The sequence below is a fragment of the Spirosoma panaciterrae DSM 21099 genome, assembly GCF_000374025.1.
Taxonomy (GTDB): Bacteria; Bacteroidota; Bacteroidia; order Cytophagales; family Spirosomataceae; genus Spirosoma; species Spirosoma panaciterrae.
Window position 1 is genome coordinate 204,561 of sequence record NZ_KB893244.1, and the last position, 15,939, is coordinate 220,499.

At 51.1% G+C, this 15,939-nt stretch carries 12 protein-coding genes; 4 read left to right on the forward strand and 8 right to left on the reverse strand.

What is annotated here, in order from left to right; genetic code table 11:
• Positions 1-18: 18 nt before the first annotated feature.
• From B153_RS0134215 to B153_RS0134225, 3 genes are read left to right on the forward strand one after another with little or no spacing between them, the layout of a single operon-like run.
• Positions 19-1,269: a sugar MFS transporter gene (locus tag B153_RS0134215; RefSeq protein ID WP_020601278.1), complete on the forward strand. Its 1,251-nt coding sequence runs from the start codon at positions 19-21 to the stop codon at positions 1,267-1,269.
• Between the two features lie 57 nt (positions 1,270-1,326).
• Positions 1,327-2,490, forward strand: a complete 1,164-nt coding sequence (locus tag B153_RS0134220) for an AraC family transcriptional regulator (protein ID WP_020601279.1) — start codon at positions 1,327-1,329, stop codon at positions 2,488-2,490.
• A 1-nt stretch (position 2,491) separates the two neighbouring features.
• On the forward strand, positions 2,492-3,409 hold the full coding sequence (locus B153_RS0134225; protein ID WP_020601280.1) for a glycoside hydrolase family protein: 918 nt from the start codon (positions 2,492-2,494) through the stop codon (positions 3,407-3,409).
• Positions 3,410-3,521: 112 nt separating this feature from the next.
• Here the strand turns inward: B153_RS0134225 and B153_RS0134230 are convergent, their stop codons facing one another.
• The 4 genes from B153_RS0134230 to B153_RS0134245 all read right to left on the reverse strand — a co-directional run bounded on the left by B153_RS0134230 (position 3,522) and on the right by B153_RS0134245 (position 9,215).
• Positions 3,522-5,885 carry a hypothetical protein gene (locus B153_RS0134230; RefSeq protein WP_020601281.1) on the reverse strand — a complete coding sequence of 788 codons (2,364 nt, stop codon included), beginning with the start codon at positions 5,883-5,885 and terminating at the stop codon, positions 3,522-3,524.
• Positions 5,886-5,915: 30 nt separating this feature from the next.
• Positions 5,916-7,148 (reverse strand): DegT/DnrJ/EryC1/StrS family aminotransferase, encoded by a 1,233-nt coding sequence (locus B153_RS0134235; RefSeq protein ID WP_020601282.1) that lies wholly within the window; start codon positions 7,146-7,148, stop codon positions 5,916-5,918.
• A gap of 166 nt (positions 7,149-7,314) precedes the next feature.
• The gene (locus B153_RS0134240; RefSeq protein WP_020601283.1) at positions 7,315-8,106 is read right to left on the reverse strand and encodes an alpha/beta hydrolase; all 792 of its coding nucleotides are present in this window, start codon (positions 8,104-8,106) and stop codon (positions 7,315-7,317) included.
• Positions 8,103-9,215, reverse strand: a complete 1,113-nt coding sequence (locus B153_RS0134245) for an alcohol dehydrogenase catalytic domain-containing protein (RefSeq protein ID WP_020601284.1) — start codon at positions 9,213-9,215, stop codon at positions 8,103-8,105. Before B153_RS0134245 ends, B153_RS0134240 begins: the two co-directional genes overlap by 4 nt.
• Before the next feature lie 248 nt (positions 9,216-9,463).
• Here B153_RS0134245 and B153_RS0134255 point away from each other — a divergent pair, with 248 nt between their 5' ends.
• Positions 9,464-11,560 (forward strand): ATP-binding protein, encoded by a 2,097-nt coding sequence (locus B153_RS0134255; protein ID WP_020601285.1) that lies wholly within the window; start codon positions 9,464-9,466, stop codon positions 11,558-11,560.
• A gap of 118 nt (positions 11,561-11,678) precedes the next feature.
• On the opposite strand, the gene B153_RS38455 is transcribed toward B153_RS0134255, so the two are convergent.
• From B153_RS38455 to B153_RS0134280, 4 genes are all read right to left on the reverse strand, one after another.
• Positions 11,679-11,828 (reverse strand): hypothetical protein, encoded by a 150-nt coding sequence (locus B153_RS38455; RefSeq protein ID WP_211221730.1) that lies wholly within the window; start codon positions 11,826-11,828, stop codon positions 11,679-11,681.
• Between the two features lie 436 nt (positions 11,829-12,264).
• Positions 12,265-13,008: an RraA family protein gene (locus B153_RS0134265; protein ID WP_020601287.1), complete on the reverse strand. Its 744-nt coding sequence runs from the start codon at positions 13,006-13,008 to the stop codon at positions 12,265-12,267.
• 25 nt (positions 13,009-13,033) lie between these two features.
• On the reverse strand, positions 13,034-14,686 hold the full coding sequence (locus B153_RS38460) for an SMP-30/gluconolactonase/LRE family protein (protein ID WP_020601288.1): 1,653 nt from the start codon (positions 14,684-14,686) through the stop codon (positions 13,034-13,036).
• Positions 14,683-15,939, reverse strand: a complete 1,257-nt coding sequence (locus B153_RS0134280; RefSeq protein WP_020601289.1) for a spinster family MFS transporter — start codon at positions 15,937-15,939, stop codon at positions 14,683-14,685. Before B153_RS0134280 ends, B153_RS38460 begins: the two co-directional genes overlap by 4 nt.

The window sequence follows — 15,939 nt, forward strand, 5'->3', positions numbered from 1 at the left end:
TACTTGGTCGACCCCCACATGAAACGCAATACCCTGTTGGTGATCCTGGTGCTGGTCATCTTCTTCGTCATTTCTTTCCTTACCAATATCCTTGGGCCGATCATACCGGATCTGGTCGATAGTTTCCACCTAAGCATTGGGTTGGCCGGGTTCCTGCCCTTTGCGTTTTTCGTTGCCTATGGTGTCTCGATTCCGGCAGGTATACTGGTTGAGAAGTACCGTGAAAAAACGATGCTGATTAGCGCCTTTTTGCTGGCTTTTCTGGGGTCATTGCTGTTTGCCCTGGTCCCACAGTTTTCGGTAGCCCTGGGGTCGCTGTTTGCCATTGGCGTAGGGATGGCAGTGCTTCAGGTCGCTATCAATCCACTGCTTCGTGTGGCGGGTGGCGAAGAACACTTTGCCTTCAATTCGGTACTGGCCCAGCTATTTTCGGGGGCGGCATCGTTCTTAAGCCCCTTGTTGTACAGCTATTTTGTGCAGACGATTCATAAAGGCGATCACGCTTTCTGGATTCAGTGGCTGGATAAACTCGTACCGACGGGTGTGGAATGGGTATCGCTTTACTGGGTGTTTGCCCTGACCACACTACTCATGATTGGGGTTGTGGCGCTGATTCGATTTCCGAACGTTGAACTGAAAGCCGACGAAAAAGTGGAAGTAGGTGGCACCCTGACGATGTTGCTTCGGGAACGAACCGTACTGCTCTACTTCGCCGGAATTTTCGCGTATGTGGGTACCGAGCAGGGCATTTCCAACTGGATTTCCAAATTTCTTCAACTCTATCATGGGGTTGATCCGGCTACCGTAGGGGCAAAGGCGGTCGCTTATTTCTGGGGGTTAATGACGATTGGTTGTATCCTGGGGCTGATTTTACTCAAAGTGGCCGACAGCCGAAATGTGCTGCGGTTATTTACGCTAGGGGCTATACTCTCGCTATTGATTGGCCTGTTTGGCCCTAAGGAGTGGGCCTTGATTGCCTTGCCGGGAACAGGCTTTTTTGCGTCGGTAATGTGGTCCATTATTTTTTCGCTGGCGCTTAATTCTGTACCGGAGCATCATGGCACTTTTTCTGGTATCTTGTGTACGGGAATTGTTGGTGGAGCCCTGGTGCCGCTCATTATCGGTGGGCTGGCCGAATGGTTTGGACTGCGTCTGGCGATGCTGGTCATGCTACTCACCCTGGGCTACATTTTCAGCATCGGTGTTTGGGCCAAACCGCTGATCAATAACGCAACCATAAAGCGAAAGAGTGAAAGAGCGAAAGAGTGAAATGCTGTCGTAAGCCCTTTTCACTCTTTCGCTCTTTACCCCTTTCACTCTGTACCTATGCACAAGATCATTCTACTCATCGACTTTGCCGAGGATTATAGCCGAAGCCTGTTGAAAGGCATATCTAAATATGCGCGGGAGCATGGGCCCTGGGTGTTTTGCCAGATGCCACTTTTTCACCGCGAAACTCTGGGCGTTGATGGGATTCTGAACTGGGCGCAGGAGTGGGGCGCCGATGGAATCATTGGCCAGCTCTACAACGAAAGTAGTGTCGAAAAGATCGTTCAGGCCGGTATTCCGGTTATTGCGCAGGATTTTAAAGAGCGATTTACGGAAATTCCGAACATTACCGGAGCGCATCGGGCTACGGGGGCTATGGCCGCCGATTATTTTCTGCGCAAAGGGTTTCGGAACTTTGCTTACTATGGGTTTAAGCACATTGTCTGGTCTCGCGAGCGGGCCGAGGGGTTCGATGAGCGGGTATCTCGGGCTGGGTGCTCGGTGCAGTATTTCGAGCACGAAGAGTATAGCGCAAGCGATCTGTGGTATTACAAGCCCAGTTCGTTGAGTAAGTGGCTCAAATCGCTTCCCAAACCCATTGCCATCCTCTGCTGCGACGACCGGATGGGGCAGCACATTACGGAAACCTGTCGGCATTCGCGCATTCGTATTCCCGAAGAGGTGGCCGTGCTGGGCGTCGATAATGATGAAACACTTTGTGAACTATCCGATCCACCTCTGTCAAGTGTTATGCAGGATGCCGAGAAAGGAGGGTACGATGCCGCCCATTTACTCGATAAACTGATCCGGAAGGAAATCAGCACTTTTTATGACATCATCGTAGAACCCACGCAGATTATTACCCGTCAGTCGACAGATATATATTCAACGGCCGATGAATACATTGCCTTGTCGCTCAAATACATTCACCAGAATATCGACAAAAACTTACAGGTCGATGAGGTGGTGAAGCAAGTGCCCTTGTCCCGGCGATCGCTGGAAATGCGCTTCCTTCAGGTGGTTGGCTATCCGATTTACAAATACATCCAGAATCTGCGTATCGAGAAATTCTCGAAAAAACTGCTGGAAACCGATCAGGCTGTTTTCGAAATAGCCATGGATCTGGGACTCAACGATTCGAAGAACATTGCCCGGCAATTTAAACAGGTCAAAGGCGTTACGCCCCTTGAATATCGCCATAAATATCTGGCAGGTAAATAACATGAAAAACGGCTGTTTGCTCTTTTGTCTGGTTTTGTTTGCTGGGTATCGGCTTCCTGAACGAGTGGTGTCGCCTGTTGACGAGCCTCCGTTTCCTGCCCGGCTTGTACAATTTACGCCCTATGCAAACAACCCTGTATTCAGTGGTACGGAGCAGGATACCTGGGATAAGCACATTCGTGAACGGGGGTATATACTGCGCGAAGGTAAAACCTATCATCTGTGGTATACGGGGTATCGGGATGGTAAAAACCAGACGAAATTTCTAGGCTATGCGACTTCGGCCGATGGTTTTCACTGGACCCGATATGCTGGAAATCCAATTCATACAGACACTTGGGTAGAGGATATGTCGGTCGTTAAATCGGCGGATACGTACTATATGTTTGCCGAGGGGAAGGACGATATCGCTCATTTGCTGACATCCACCGACCGGATTCACTGGCAGGAGCGAGGCCCGCTCGCTATTCGGTACACCGATGGCAGGCCGTTGAGTAAAGGACCGTTTGGAACGCCCACGATCTGGAAAGAGGCCGATACCTGGTATCTGTTCTACGAGCGAAGCGATGAAGCGGTTTGGCTGGCGACCTCAAAAGACCTGACTGTCTGGACAAATGTGCAGGATGAGCCTGTTCTGAAGAAAGGTCCTGAAACGTACGACCAATATGCCGTAGCCATGAATCAGATTATTAAGTACAAAGGTCGGTACTATGGGTATTACCATGCCTCGGCCTACAAAGACTGGCACGAATGGTCGATGAACGTGGCCGTGTCAACCGATCTGATTCATTGGACAAAGTACCCACACAATCCGATCCTAGGTAACAACTGTTCCAGCGGCATCCTGGTGCCAGATGGGGCATCGTATCGGCTCTATACCATGCATCCCGATGTAAAGGTTTTTTTGCCGAAAAAGTGAGCTACTGCCCTGCCCATTGAACAGTAAACGTGCAGGGTGTTGGTTCAACTATTGCTTTGTGTAATGGCTTCAATCGCTCGTTCAAACATACGATTTAGAAAGTCGAAAGAAATCATTCTTTCGGGCTTTCTTTCAGGAGCCAGATGTCGGAAATGCGAGAGTTCTGGCGCCAGTTCAGATGCGATTCTTCGGGTTGGTCGAACGTGACATTGATGCGGCCATCCTGCGTAGCCCATAAAGGCACAATCCATTCTTTTACTGTATCGGCTTCCCGGTTGTAAACGGTAGGTTCCAGACGCTGGCCATCGACCCGAAGCAGGGCTTCACCAAATCCAACGACCCGAATAATGTAGCGCGAACCTGGGTCCAGATTGTTGTAGTCGAGAGCGGGGCAGCGTTGAAAGGTTTGTGAGGAGAGCCGGGCCCGGCTGGACCCATTTTGCCACCAGGCAATGTCCGTCGCGTCATCCGAAATGGTCTTAACGCGTGGCCCTTTGCTGACACTGGATATATCATCATAAAAACTCCCTTTACCGGGCGATTCCCAGGTGCCGATGAACTTCAGGCGAGCCAGTTGCTCATCAGGGGTTTTCATCGCCTTTACTTTAGTGAACTCATCGGCCATCCACCAGCGGTTATTCAGGGGGTAATCGACAAAGTCGAGCAGGCAGCCTCGTTCGTACCCTTTGGCTTTGTATTTAGGGACGCTGGTTTGAAGACCGATGGATGTAAACAGGTCAGCACATAACGTCTCTATCTTCTGGCGTAATGCTGGCGCAATCGGTTTGGTATCAGCCTGATTTACCAGCGCAAGGGCCTCATTCATGGCTGCTTCTGTTCCTGATTTATCGACCAGAACGAGTTGGGTATTGGCTTTCTGTTCGAGCGATTGTTCATAAAGCAACCGTCGACGGGTATAGGTGTCGTAATAGGCACGGAGGAGCAGAAGCTGCCAGCGCCAGTTGGTAGCCAATTGAGGATTTGCCGTTTCCAGTTGTTTCCAGAAAGTATACGTAGCTTCGACACCCCCATTTTCGGCTAAAGGGCCCTGCCAGTTATGTTCAAGCGCACCAATGCCATCCGCAACGGGAGCGGCCAGTTCAGGTTTGAAAAAGAAACGCCCGTATTCCTCCAGAACCTCGTAAACAGATCGGTCGGGCTCCCAGCCACGCATACTCCAAATAACCTTGTTGACGTCGTCGTGACACCCATCGGAATACGACACAAATCCGTTGGTAAAGGGAGCCATGGCGGCCTGTACGCTGGCAAAAAAATAGGGCCGGGGATTGGAAGCTTCACGACCCAGCGTCAATGCATACGCCTGATCCCAACGAGCAACGGGAAATTCACAGCGAACATTATGCGTAATGTCGGGGTATTGCCGAATCTGGTATTGCCGGGGAAGCCGATAGCGGGTTTCTGATAAGGAAGGGCTGCTGGGGCCATATACGACTCCTGCGAGCCAATCGGGTTTATACTGAGCCAGATAGGTATAAAAATAATCGACCTGCTCAACACTAAAACCTTGCAACGACAACCAGATTTTGGCTTTCGGATGGTATTTGATCAGCCGCGTGTGCAAGTCTTTTAAGAACGGCATAACCTCTTTAGGATGGTTGTCGCCGGGGTCGCCACCGGGTACGAAAATATGATCGAGCCGAGGGCAGGCCCGGTAGAAGGCTTCGTGCAGATCAAGCTCGGCGCTGCGTTTGGCCGCGTCGGTTAGTGGGAAGGTAGCAGGTGTCCAGACCCAATAGTCCAGATCGTATTTCTGGCAGATTTCGCTCATCCGTATCCGCATCTCCGGGGCTGGGACTTTAAAATGGGGGCTAGGGCTTTCGTCCTCGTGAAACGGAATCCCTTCAACGGCGTTGGTGCCGAAAATAGCCAGTTCCCGGATGTATTGGTCAAATTGAGCTACCGTCCAGGCATCGTAGGAATTGGCGGTTGTGCGATAGCCCAGTTGATGCCCCCGAATTGGGTAGGCGGGTGCCGTAGCGATGTTGACCGGGAGGGATAAGGCAACCTGTTTCGAGTGCATCTGCAGGTTTCGTAATAGCCAGCCAGCCCCAAAGAGAATGCCCCGGCTATCGGCCCCGATCACCCACACGGTTGTGTTGGTTGCCCCAGTTTCACTGACAATACGAAAACCTTCCGGCTGGGTCTCCGGCCGTTTTGGGTCTGTATTGGCTGGAACAGGATTTCCATAGAGTGTCTTGTCGCCAGCGAGCGCAAAGGCGATACGTACCGTATGGGCAGGCCAGTCCGAACGAGTGGCCAGGGTAATTCCGGTTCGTTTCGCAATTTCTTCCCGTAGCATTTGCGGGGCAGTTTCGCGCATCGGCATTGGCACCGAAGGCGATACCAGTACAACCGCTCGCTGTAAGGAAAGGGATTGGGCATAGAGTGAGCCCAATCCACAGAGTACTAGTAAGAGAACAGAACGTAACCAACTATGAATACCAGCCGGGTTCATACGTGAGTAAGGGTAAAAATGAGGAATAGCTTATTGATTGACGGCATACTGAACTTTCTGGATGGCCTCGGCAAAGGATTCCATATCGGTTCGGGTGCCGAGCATAGCCTGTTGAAAGATCCAGACCGCTTCATCGGCGCAGGCCCGTTCAGCAACGGGGCAGTCAGTTTGCGAATAATCGACTGAATCGGGGATGGCATAGCACATCCAGTTTCTGTTCTGAAAAACAGGCTGTTTGTATAATGGGTGGGGGTATCCTGGTGAGCAGGGAAGCCCTTCTGCCACTAGCATCTTAACGAATTCCTGTTTGGAGTTCTGGTTGAACCTGGATTTGTCGTACCGGAACATATAAAGATGGTAAGCATGCAGGATGTCGACCGAACCGCGACTCAGTGGTGTAATTCCATCGATATTGGCCAGCAGGCTGTCAAGATATAAGCCGTTTGCGTTGCGGAGACGGGTTTGCTCGTCCAGTCGTTTGAGCTGTTCACTTAGTAAAACCGCCTGTAATTGGGTAATTCGGTAATTACAGCCCGGATTAAAATGATCGTACCACTGTCCTGATGGAAGCCGTCCTACGTTACGCAGGGAGTTCATGGTTTCGTAAAGTGCATCGTCGTTTGTGACCACCATGCCTCCTTCGCCCGATGTCAGATTTTTGGACGACTGAAAACTAAAGCTGCCTGCGTCCCCAATAGACCCCAGTTTTTTACCTTTGTATTCGGCCCCGTGGCCGTGGGCTGCATCTTCAATGACCCGCAGCTTATGCCGACGAGCAATGTCCAGGATAGCGTCCATATCGCAGGGTAGGCCCGCGAAATGAACCGGAATGATGGCTTTCGTACGTTCGGTAATGGCGGCTTCGATGGCGGTAGGGTCGAGATTATACGTGTCGGGATGTATATCCACAAACACGGGTACACAATTGACCTCCAGCACCACCGATGCGGTCGCAATGAATGTGTAGGGGGGAACAATCACCTCATCGCCCGGACGAACTCCGCAGGCCATCAACGCCAATCGCAGCGATACGGACCCATTGACGCAACTAATGGCGTATTTCGTGCCGCAATAGGCTGCAAATTGCTGTTCAAATTCGGCTACAGCACCAGTGCAGTCGGGATTCCCCCATTGACCAGACCGGACTATATTGGCCACGGCCTGTACGTCCTGATCATCGTATATAGGCCAGGGAAAGGTTTGGGTGATGCGCTTTTCGCCATTGTTTATGGCTAGTTTGGCGGCTATTCCGGATTGATTCATAGCGTATTGGGCAGACTACTTCGGTCATAATACGCCATAAACGTTGTTTCTGACTATTCGTGAGGAGAATATTTGATTGAGTGATTGAATGATTGAGTGATTGAGTTATTGAATAAAAAATTAGCCTGCGTCAGCCATTCACTCAATAACTCAATCATTCAATCACTCAATTATTAGTGTGCTGATTAAAAAAGCGTAGGGTTCGGCCAATATGCGCCCGCCAATAGTCCCAGGAGTGACCGCCCGTAAACTCTTCGTAGCTATGCGGAATCTGGTGGATGAGTAGTTGTTGGTGTAATTCTCGATTAGCAGCTAACAAATTATCGTCAACACCACAGTCGAATCGAAAAGGAGGGAGGCTGGTTTTATGGTTCAGTAGCCAGTCCAGAACCCCATCCTGTTCAATCGCTTCCGACTCTAAAGCGGCAAAATCCTGTACAAACTGGCTCAGCTGTGTGAAATGCGTAATGGACGACAGACCACTGAAAGCCCTGAACAGATGCGGATATTTAGCTCCCAGCCGGAGCGCCCCGAAACCGCCCATCGACAGTCCCGTAATGAATAGTGGCGATGTGGCACTTACACAGGTAAACTGCTCCCGAACAACACCAACCACATCGTCGATAATCCAGGCTTCGTAATTTTCCTGCCGGTGCGGTACATACCCTGACCCATCACCAAAAAGCCCGTCTGAGGGCATCACCAGCAGCATAGGTTGAATGATTCCCTGATCGATTAGCGTCTGGGCGGTTTGATGGACAGCTGCTTTGGCTGCCCAGGCCCAATGACTGCCATATACGCCATGCAGCAGAATCACAACCGGGAGGTTGTTACATGCTTCAGACCCTTTCGGCTGAAATACGGTCAGGTCGGCTCGTCGTTTGAGCGCGTTGCTTTTGACCGTAATCAACTGCAATCCGTCCAGGTTGGCCAGTTCGGTAGTAAAAAAACGGCTCATTCGTTAAACACAATAACACCTTTCGCATTTTTACCCGCGTGCATATCGGCAAATGCCTGCTGCAAATCGGTCAGGGAATAGGTTCGGGTCACCATCTGGTCGAGCAGTAATTCGCCTTTGGCGTACAAATTCTGAAGAATGGGAAAGTCGATTTGAGGGCGACATTTTCCATACAAGGGGTTGATATACAGCTTGTCCCATTCAAACAGGTTCATGTCGATCTTGATTTCCTGTTCGATGCCGCTGACCTGAACGGCTACGCCCGCATTACGAACCATGGCCAATGGGGCAGCTCCTAAGGCTGGAATGGCTGTACACTCGAAGGCATAATCGGCCCCCCGGCCATGGGTCATGGATTTGACCTGTGCGGCTGCCTGCATCAAGCCTTCGTCAGCTTTGTCGGCCAGGACCGTGTCGGTGGCGCCATAACGCCGAGCCATTTCCAGCCGCAACGGGTTGATATCGACCGCAATGATCGGATTGGCACCGGCAATACGGGCTCCCTGTATCACGTTGAGGCCAACGCCCCCAGTACCCAGCACCACAACCGACCGACCCGGCTTCACCTGAGCGGCATTAATAACCGATCCATAGCCCGTCATAACCCCACAGCCTACAATAGCCGCCGATGAAAAAGGTATTTCGACCTGAATTTTTACACAGGCTGCTTCGCGAACCAGCGCATACTCGGCCATAGTGCCCAGGCCAAAGGCGCGTTCGATAGGTACGCCTTTGTACAGCGTCGAAGCCAGTGTCGCATGGCCTCCGCTCACTTTATTGCCCGCCGTAACGGCTGAATTTCGTTCGCAGATATGCTGGTTTCCTTCCTGGCACTGAAAGCATTCGTAACAAGGTATGGCCCAATTCAACATGACTGGATCGCCGGGATGTAAATGGCGGACCCGACTGCCGGTTTTGACCACTATACCGGCTCCTTCGTGACCCATAACCAGTGGTTTGGCCCACGATTGTGAATCCCAGTCAGTATGGCAGATCCCGGCTGCTTTGATCTGTATGAGGACTTCGTCGCCCTGTGGGTCGGCAATTGAAATGGTTTCGATGGCGTAGCTGCCGTTTCCGTCAGCAATGGCAGCTTTACATTCAGTCATAGGTATAAGGGGGAGTATCTGGCATAGGAGGTAAACATCGGCATTTGCCTGTTCATAAAGAAAGGATAAGCGGGTTGATACTGCTTTTCAATAGTCATTTCGATTAGAAATCCCTCTCCCTGGCGTAACCGCTTTCGTTGTGTGGTTGTCAAAACAGGATGTGGATTATTGAGAAGATTCGTAGTCGAAACTTCCGTCATTTATTGATTCAATATGAGTAACTTGTTGCCAGCCCTGCGCCCAGGCTCATGGCAAACGAAGCATCCGCCAACCTTTCCGCTAACCTGACTATTCAGACCATTGTGACGAGCCGTTTACTTCTGTTCTTTCTGGGATTTGCCCTGACCCTCAAGGCGCAACCCACCGATTCTTTGCAAAAGCAGCTACGAACTACCCGACCCGATACGGTTCGGGTTCGGGTATTGTATGAGCTAGGATACGCCTACTGGCTTAGCGGAAATGATTCGCTGGCGGTTTTGTACTGTAGTCAATCGGCAAAGCTTGCCAGACAACTTGCGTTTTTGCCTGGAGAAGGCAAAGCCCGATTGCAACTGGTTCGTATTGAAGCCGACCGCATGGTCGATTTCGATGGGGGATTTGCGCAGGTAGATACCATTTTGCAGATAGCCGCCCGGTTGAAGGACCGACATATGGAAGCGGTAGCCTATATCCGCAAAGCGCAGTTGCTGGAAACCAACCTGACCCGGCAACGGGAAATTATGCCCCTCTTCGATAAAGCGCAGGGAATCTTTAAGGGATTAGGAGAGAAATCGTGGCAAGGAACGGTGTACAGCGAAAAAGCACAGTTTTTCGCTCGAAGCGGAAACTTCAGTCAGGCCATTGCATTTTTTCTGAAAGCCCGACAACTTCAGGAAGAAGCCAATGATCTGTCGGCCCTGCGCTCAACCTTACCGAATTTGGGTGTAGCGTACGCTGCGTTGGGATTGTATCAGGAAGCGCTCCAAACATTCGATGAAGCCGAACGGGTAGCGCGAAAGCGGAATGATAAGGTACTGGAAGCCTTCCTGTTGAATCAACGGGCCGACATACTGGAAAAACAGGGGCATTACGAGGCTGCTCTGGCTGTTTTGGCAAAAGCTGTAGCCATTCATAAAGCAACGAAGGCGGCTTACTGGTTGCCCAAAACCTATCTGCGAATGGGCAGGGTGTATATCAGGCAGAAGAAATTTGATAAAGCATTAACCTATACCCAGTTGGGCGACAAACTGTTTCAGGATGCGACCGAGTCGGAGGATTTTCTGGATCATCTGGTACAGATCAATTACGCCAGGATTTACTTGGCTCAGCATCAATATCGCCGGGCTATTACGTATGCCACCGAAGGGTTGAAATGGGCTGATGAATCCGACCCGCCGTTGCTGGTCGAAACGGCGGACTATCATTCAATTCTGGCCCAGGCCTACGAAGGAATCGGGCAGTCGGATAAAGCGTTAGCTCACTATAAAAACTACAAAGCGGATTCGGATTCGCTGCTTAACCGGGAATCGGTTCAGAAAGCCACCGCTTTGGCTATGAACTATACATTTGACAAACAGCGGCAGCAGGCACAGTTTCATCTGCAAACGCTGACCAATGACAAACTTACCCAGGCTCGTAATTTTCTGATCGTAATTGCTGGGCTGGCTACACTGTTGGCCGGATTGATCTTTTGGTCGAACCAGAAACTGAAGACAAAAAATCAGGAGTTGATGGTCAAAAATCAGGAAATTGAGGATGCCTTGTTTAAAGGACAAAGTCTGGAACGAAAGCGGGTAGCCTCTGAGTTGCACGACAATCTCAATACCAAACTGGCGGCTTTGCGCTGGCGGATGGAAGCCTGGGATGTGGCGGACTATAGCGAAGAGGATCGGGTTATGCACGAGGGTATGGTGCAGATGCTCGAAGATGTTTACTCCGATGTGCGGCTGATTTCACATAATCTGTTACCCACCGAATTGCAGACGCATGGACTGGCTTCTGCCTTGCAGAAGTTGACCGATAAACTCAACTTCAACCCCAGCATGCAATTCCTGTTGACTGTCAGGGGGGAGGAGAAACGGCCAACCGCAAAAATCGAATCGGAGTTGTATTACATTGCGCTCGAACTGGTCAATAACAGCATCAAGCATTCGCAGGCCAACCGGGTCACGATTGATCTGGAGCATCAGCCGAAAAAAATCAGTTTAACCGTACGCGATAATGGGGTAGGGTTTTCGCCCGCATCCCAGACCAATGGCATTGGTATGCGAAACATCACAGCCCGCGTAGAAACCCTGAAGGGTACGTTTACGCTGGAAAGCTCGTCGGGCCATGGAGCTTGCAGCCGGATCGTTGTACCCGCCTGAGCGAACGGCCTGGCGTTTCATAGGGTACAACTAGGAATTTGCAGGAAGTTACTCGTCGTCTGATGCGGTAAGGGAAATGGTAAAAAAGTGTTTGCGGCAGCGCTGGCAGGAATAGAGTTTAGCAAACGGGATGCGTCGAAGCCATCCGACCCGATGCAGGCGAAATGATTTTGTAGATCGGCATTTCGGGCACCGTCGTCGGAGGCAGAAGGTTGGAAAAGTAGGGTTCCCCATATCGTGTGTTGAGTGTTAAGTATACAAAACACATGATATGGCTAGTTTTACTATTGCAAACCAAAGAGCATTTTACGGGTATAACCGGATCGCTTTGGGTTTTGAGCGCAAGTTATACCACTGCTACAGTGGCGCCGTTAAGTACAGCCGTCGCCAGGATTAAACCTGTTGGTACGGGTTAATTGTTGTGATGCTTATGGGGCCTATTCCTGATCGCTTACCTTTTCCAGCCACGTAACAACTTCACCATTTACATCTTCCTGAATAGCGATGTGACTCATGGCTTTGGTAGGTGAAGCAACAAGTAAAGAAATCCTTCCAGGCCAATTGACAAATGGCATTTATCCATCCTAAATACCATTTGTCTTGACTCGATTGAAAAGTATATGTACTATCGAAAACGGAGGAGGGAAGCGGACGGGGCAACGGATGAATAGCCCGATGGTAAGGCTGGACTGGGCGTCGGAGGGTCAGAAATAACCCCCTTTTTCGGTTATTTCCTGGATGGATTGCCCTTCATGAACCCAACTGAAAATCATCTTCTCATTGGCGATGATCTCTTCCGCCCGCATCAATACCTCATACGCGATGTCGCGCGGCACCACCAATACACCATCAATATCACCCAGCACGATGTCGCCCGGCTTAATCGTTACATCACCGATCTGGATCGTGACCTGGTAGTGGGTAATCAGGCAACGACCCAAACTACCATTTGAAATCCGGTATTTGTAGAAAACCGGGAAGTCAGCATCCAGAATCTGATGGGTATCGCGAATACCGCCATCGATACAGGCTGCTTTTACTTTTTTTCCTTTGGCCGTGGCGGTCATTACCCCTCCCCAGAGCGTCGCTTTACTGTCGCTGGTTGTATCCCAGACGACAAAAGCATCTTCGTGCATCTCTTCGAGCATTTGTGTGCGGAACTCCATCTCACCCCGGATCATGGCATTGGGGGCACTTTTGACGGTGAAAGCAAATCCGGCGATCGTTCGATATTCGCGCAGGGGAAGAATATGGCCTGGCAATGCCTGATTGAGGAGACAAAACTCCCGCATGACGTCGTTGACAGCCCCAGTATAAAGCTGTTCAAAACGGGTTAGCAATTCCTTTTCTGGGATAGGAAATGGGGTGTCGGAAACGCCTTCACGCTTTTCGATCAACTTCTCCAGATTCATCAAGCCGACTTCTTTCTTATACTGATCGATACTCATGATTTTTCGTTTAGCTAGTGTATAATCAATTGAATAATGTGATTCCTTTGACGTGTGTGGCCCTACTTTGCAACTGACCTTTTTCGGCTTCGGTGACTATGAGGCCAAGTTTTCCTGTTAGGTCGAAAGCGCAGTTGGTCGGGTTTTGACCGATTGTGTTCAATTTTTGAATAACCTTCCCTTCGGGCGAAACAACGTGGATGTAGCCGGTGCCATATACCGCAACATACAGATTACCATCGTCGCCAAACGCCATGCCGTCGGGGCCTCCCGGTCCCTGGGGGCCTTCGACGGAAGCCCATACAGCCGCATCGGTCCATTCGCCCGTTTCTGCATTCCAGGAGCCTTTCCAAAGTCGGTGTTTGTACGTCTCGGCTACGATAAGATTTTTGCCGTCTGCGCTGAAAGCCAGTCCGTTCGGGAAATATTTGCCCGTCGTGAATGTCTTTGCCGTACCATCGGCCATCCGAACCGCAACATAGCCTGTCGGTTCCTGCCGGGATTCGCCAGGACAGGTAAACAGCAGATTGCCAGCCGAATCGAAGGCCAGATCGTTGGGCTTGTTGAGCGGCTGACCCTCTAATGTATCGAGTAGGGTTTCAGTTTTTTCTGTAACGGGGTCAAACCGTCGGATGGCTCGTTGAATTGAATCGCAGAAACATATTTTACCCTGCTTATCAATGGCAATCCCATTCGGGCCTCCCCCTACAGGAAAGCGTTTCAGGTTTCCATGTTTGTACTGAATCAGGCTTTCCCCTTTCAACTCAACTGCCCACAGGCTACCATCGGGCGCAAAGGCGGGGCCTTCGGGGAAGTTGAGCCCAGTGGCCAATGTAGCTACCGACGATTTGGGGAGTGGATGCTGTTCGTGAATCCGGGCAATTTCTTCGGCCGACAGTGCCCGGTCGAACACCGCCAGTCCGCCAAGTTGCCCGACAAAATCGTTGCCGATTGCTCCTAATCGATGAACGGCCCCAACCGTAAAATCAGCCCCATCTTCTCCGCCATCAAAAAATCCTGCTTCGTAGGGATAGGGGTTTCGGTCGGTACGGGCATCGAACAAGCCATTTCGGTACGATTTAATGAGATGACCGTCGTAGGTCATGGCCACAAACGTCCATTCATCGTATCGAACCGGAGTCTGGCCAATGGACACGTCGACGCACCACTTTTCGCCTGGGGTCGGGCCACCAACTCCCGAAATGTGACCGCATACCTGACTCTTGCTGTCGCGCAGCCGAATGTTCAGAAACAGGCAGTATTGTCGTTTTTTCTGGGTTTCGTTCCACATACCGGCAATGGCTTCGCACTCAGCATTGTCCCGGCTTTTGACCTGTCGTTTCACCCAGGCCAGTACAGTTACCTGCGCGTTCCTGCCTCGGATGTTCAGACCGGGGCAGTCGGTACGGGGAATGGTCAGGTATTCGTGCTCCCGAATGTCGAGCGAATGATTCGACAAAACCCCTTCGTTGCGGATCGCTACCGGGCCAGTTGGTTCATGCAACAGATACTGATATTTACCTTTCGAACGCAACGGCTGCTTTCCGGCAAAATCCCAAAGACACAACAGATTAGGGATAGCGAGTAAATCCAGGTGGGTGGACGAAGCGTGTGTAGCGTTGGTTATCATCAGGCTGCTGAGTAAGGTTGACTGAGCAATAAAATGGCGTCGGTTCATAGGAGAGTTTCTTTGTCCCGGTCAAAAAACAGAAAGGCTCCGGCCCAGAGAAACAGGCTTCCCAGCACATAAACGCCCGACAGACTTGCCAGACCAATGGTTAGGCCCAGAGTCGGTTTCAATACGCCCAGCAGATAGGGGGCCATGGAACCAATCAGGAAAGCGCAGGCCAGCATGAGGCCGTAGGCCGACGACCGAATTTTGGGTGACACTACTTCGTAAAGTGAGGCAACAATGTTGGAGTCGTACCAGCCCCGGAAAATACCGAACAGAAACAACGCCACGTAGGTGAGTACCTGCGTTTGGCTCATGCTGATGCCGTAGATAAATGGTGCCCCAAGCAACAACCCCAGCGCCTGTACAACGAGTCGGCTTCGAGGGTTGGCTTTGGCATAGTAATCCGCGATTTTGGCACCCGACAATACGCCCAGAAAGGCACCAAGGTGATGGTAAAACAGCGACGAAAATCCGGCATCGGTCAGGCTCATGCCAAACTTATCGACCAGAAACGAGGGCATCCAGGTCAGGTAACCGACGTTGACGAACACCATGCAGCCAAAGCCCAGTGTGAGCATGATCACCGTTGGCTTGCGAATGATGATACCAGCCGTTTCGCTTATTTCGGCCAGCATCGGTTGACGGGCTTCGACCGTAGTTTTTACCAGGTCCTTCGGGATACGGCTGAAGAATACCAAAGCCAGTACAACCCCCAGACTGCCAAAAAGATAAAAGGCGTTCTGCCAGCCATAATGTTCGCCAATGTAGCCGGCAATGATGCCGCTCAGAATAATACCAAAGTACACCGCCGTCTGGTGGATCGACAGCGCAAATGAACGGCTTTCTTTGTACTGATCGCCTAACAGCGCATTGGCCGAAGGAGCATAAAAGGCCTCTCCGCCACCCGTTGCCACTCCCCGTAACAAAATGAACTGCAACACACTGGAGCAAAGGCCCGTCATCAGGGTTGCGCAGGACCAGAACAGCAGACAGAAACCCAGAATGTTCCGGCGCGAAAAGCGGTCACCGATAAATCCGGCTATCGGCACCAGGAGGCCATAGGTCCAGACCAGTGCCGACGCAATCAGGCCCAGTTCGGCATCCGTCAGGCCGAGGTCTTTCCGGATAAGGGGCAATACGACGCTGAAAATCTGCCGGTCGGCCTGATTCAGGAAGAAAGCCAGCCAGAGCAAAGCCAGTAACTCCCAGCGGAAGCCCGTCGGTTTTTGGGTGATCGAAGGCGGTGATTCAACCAT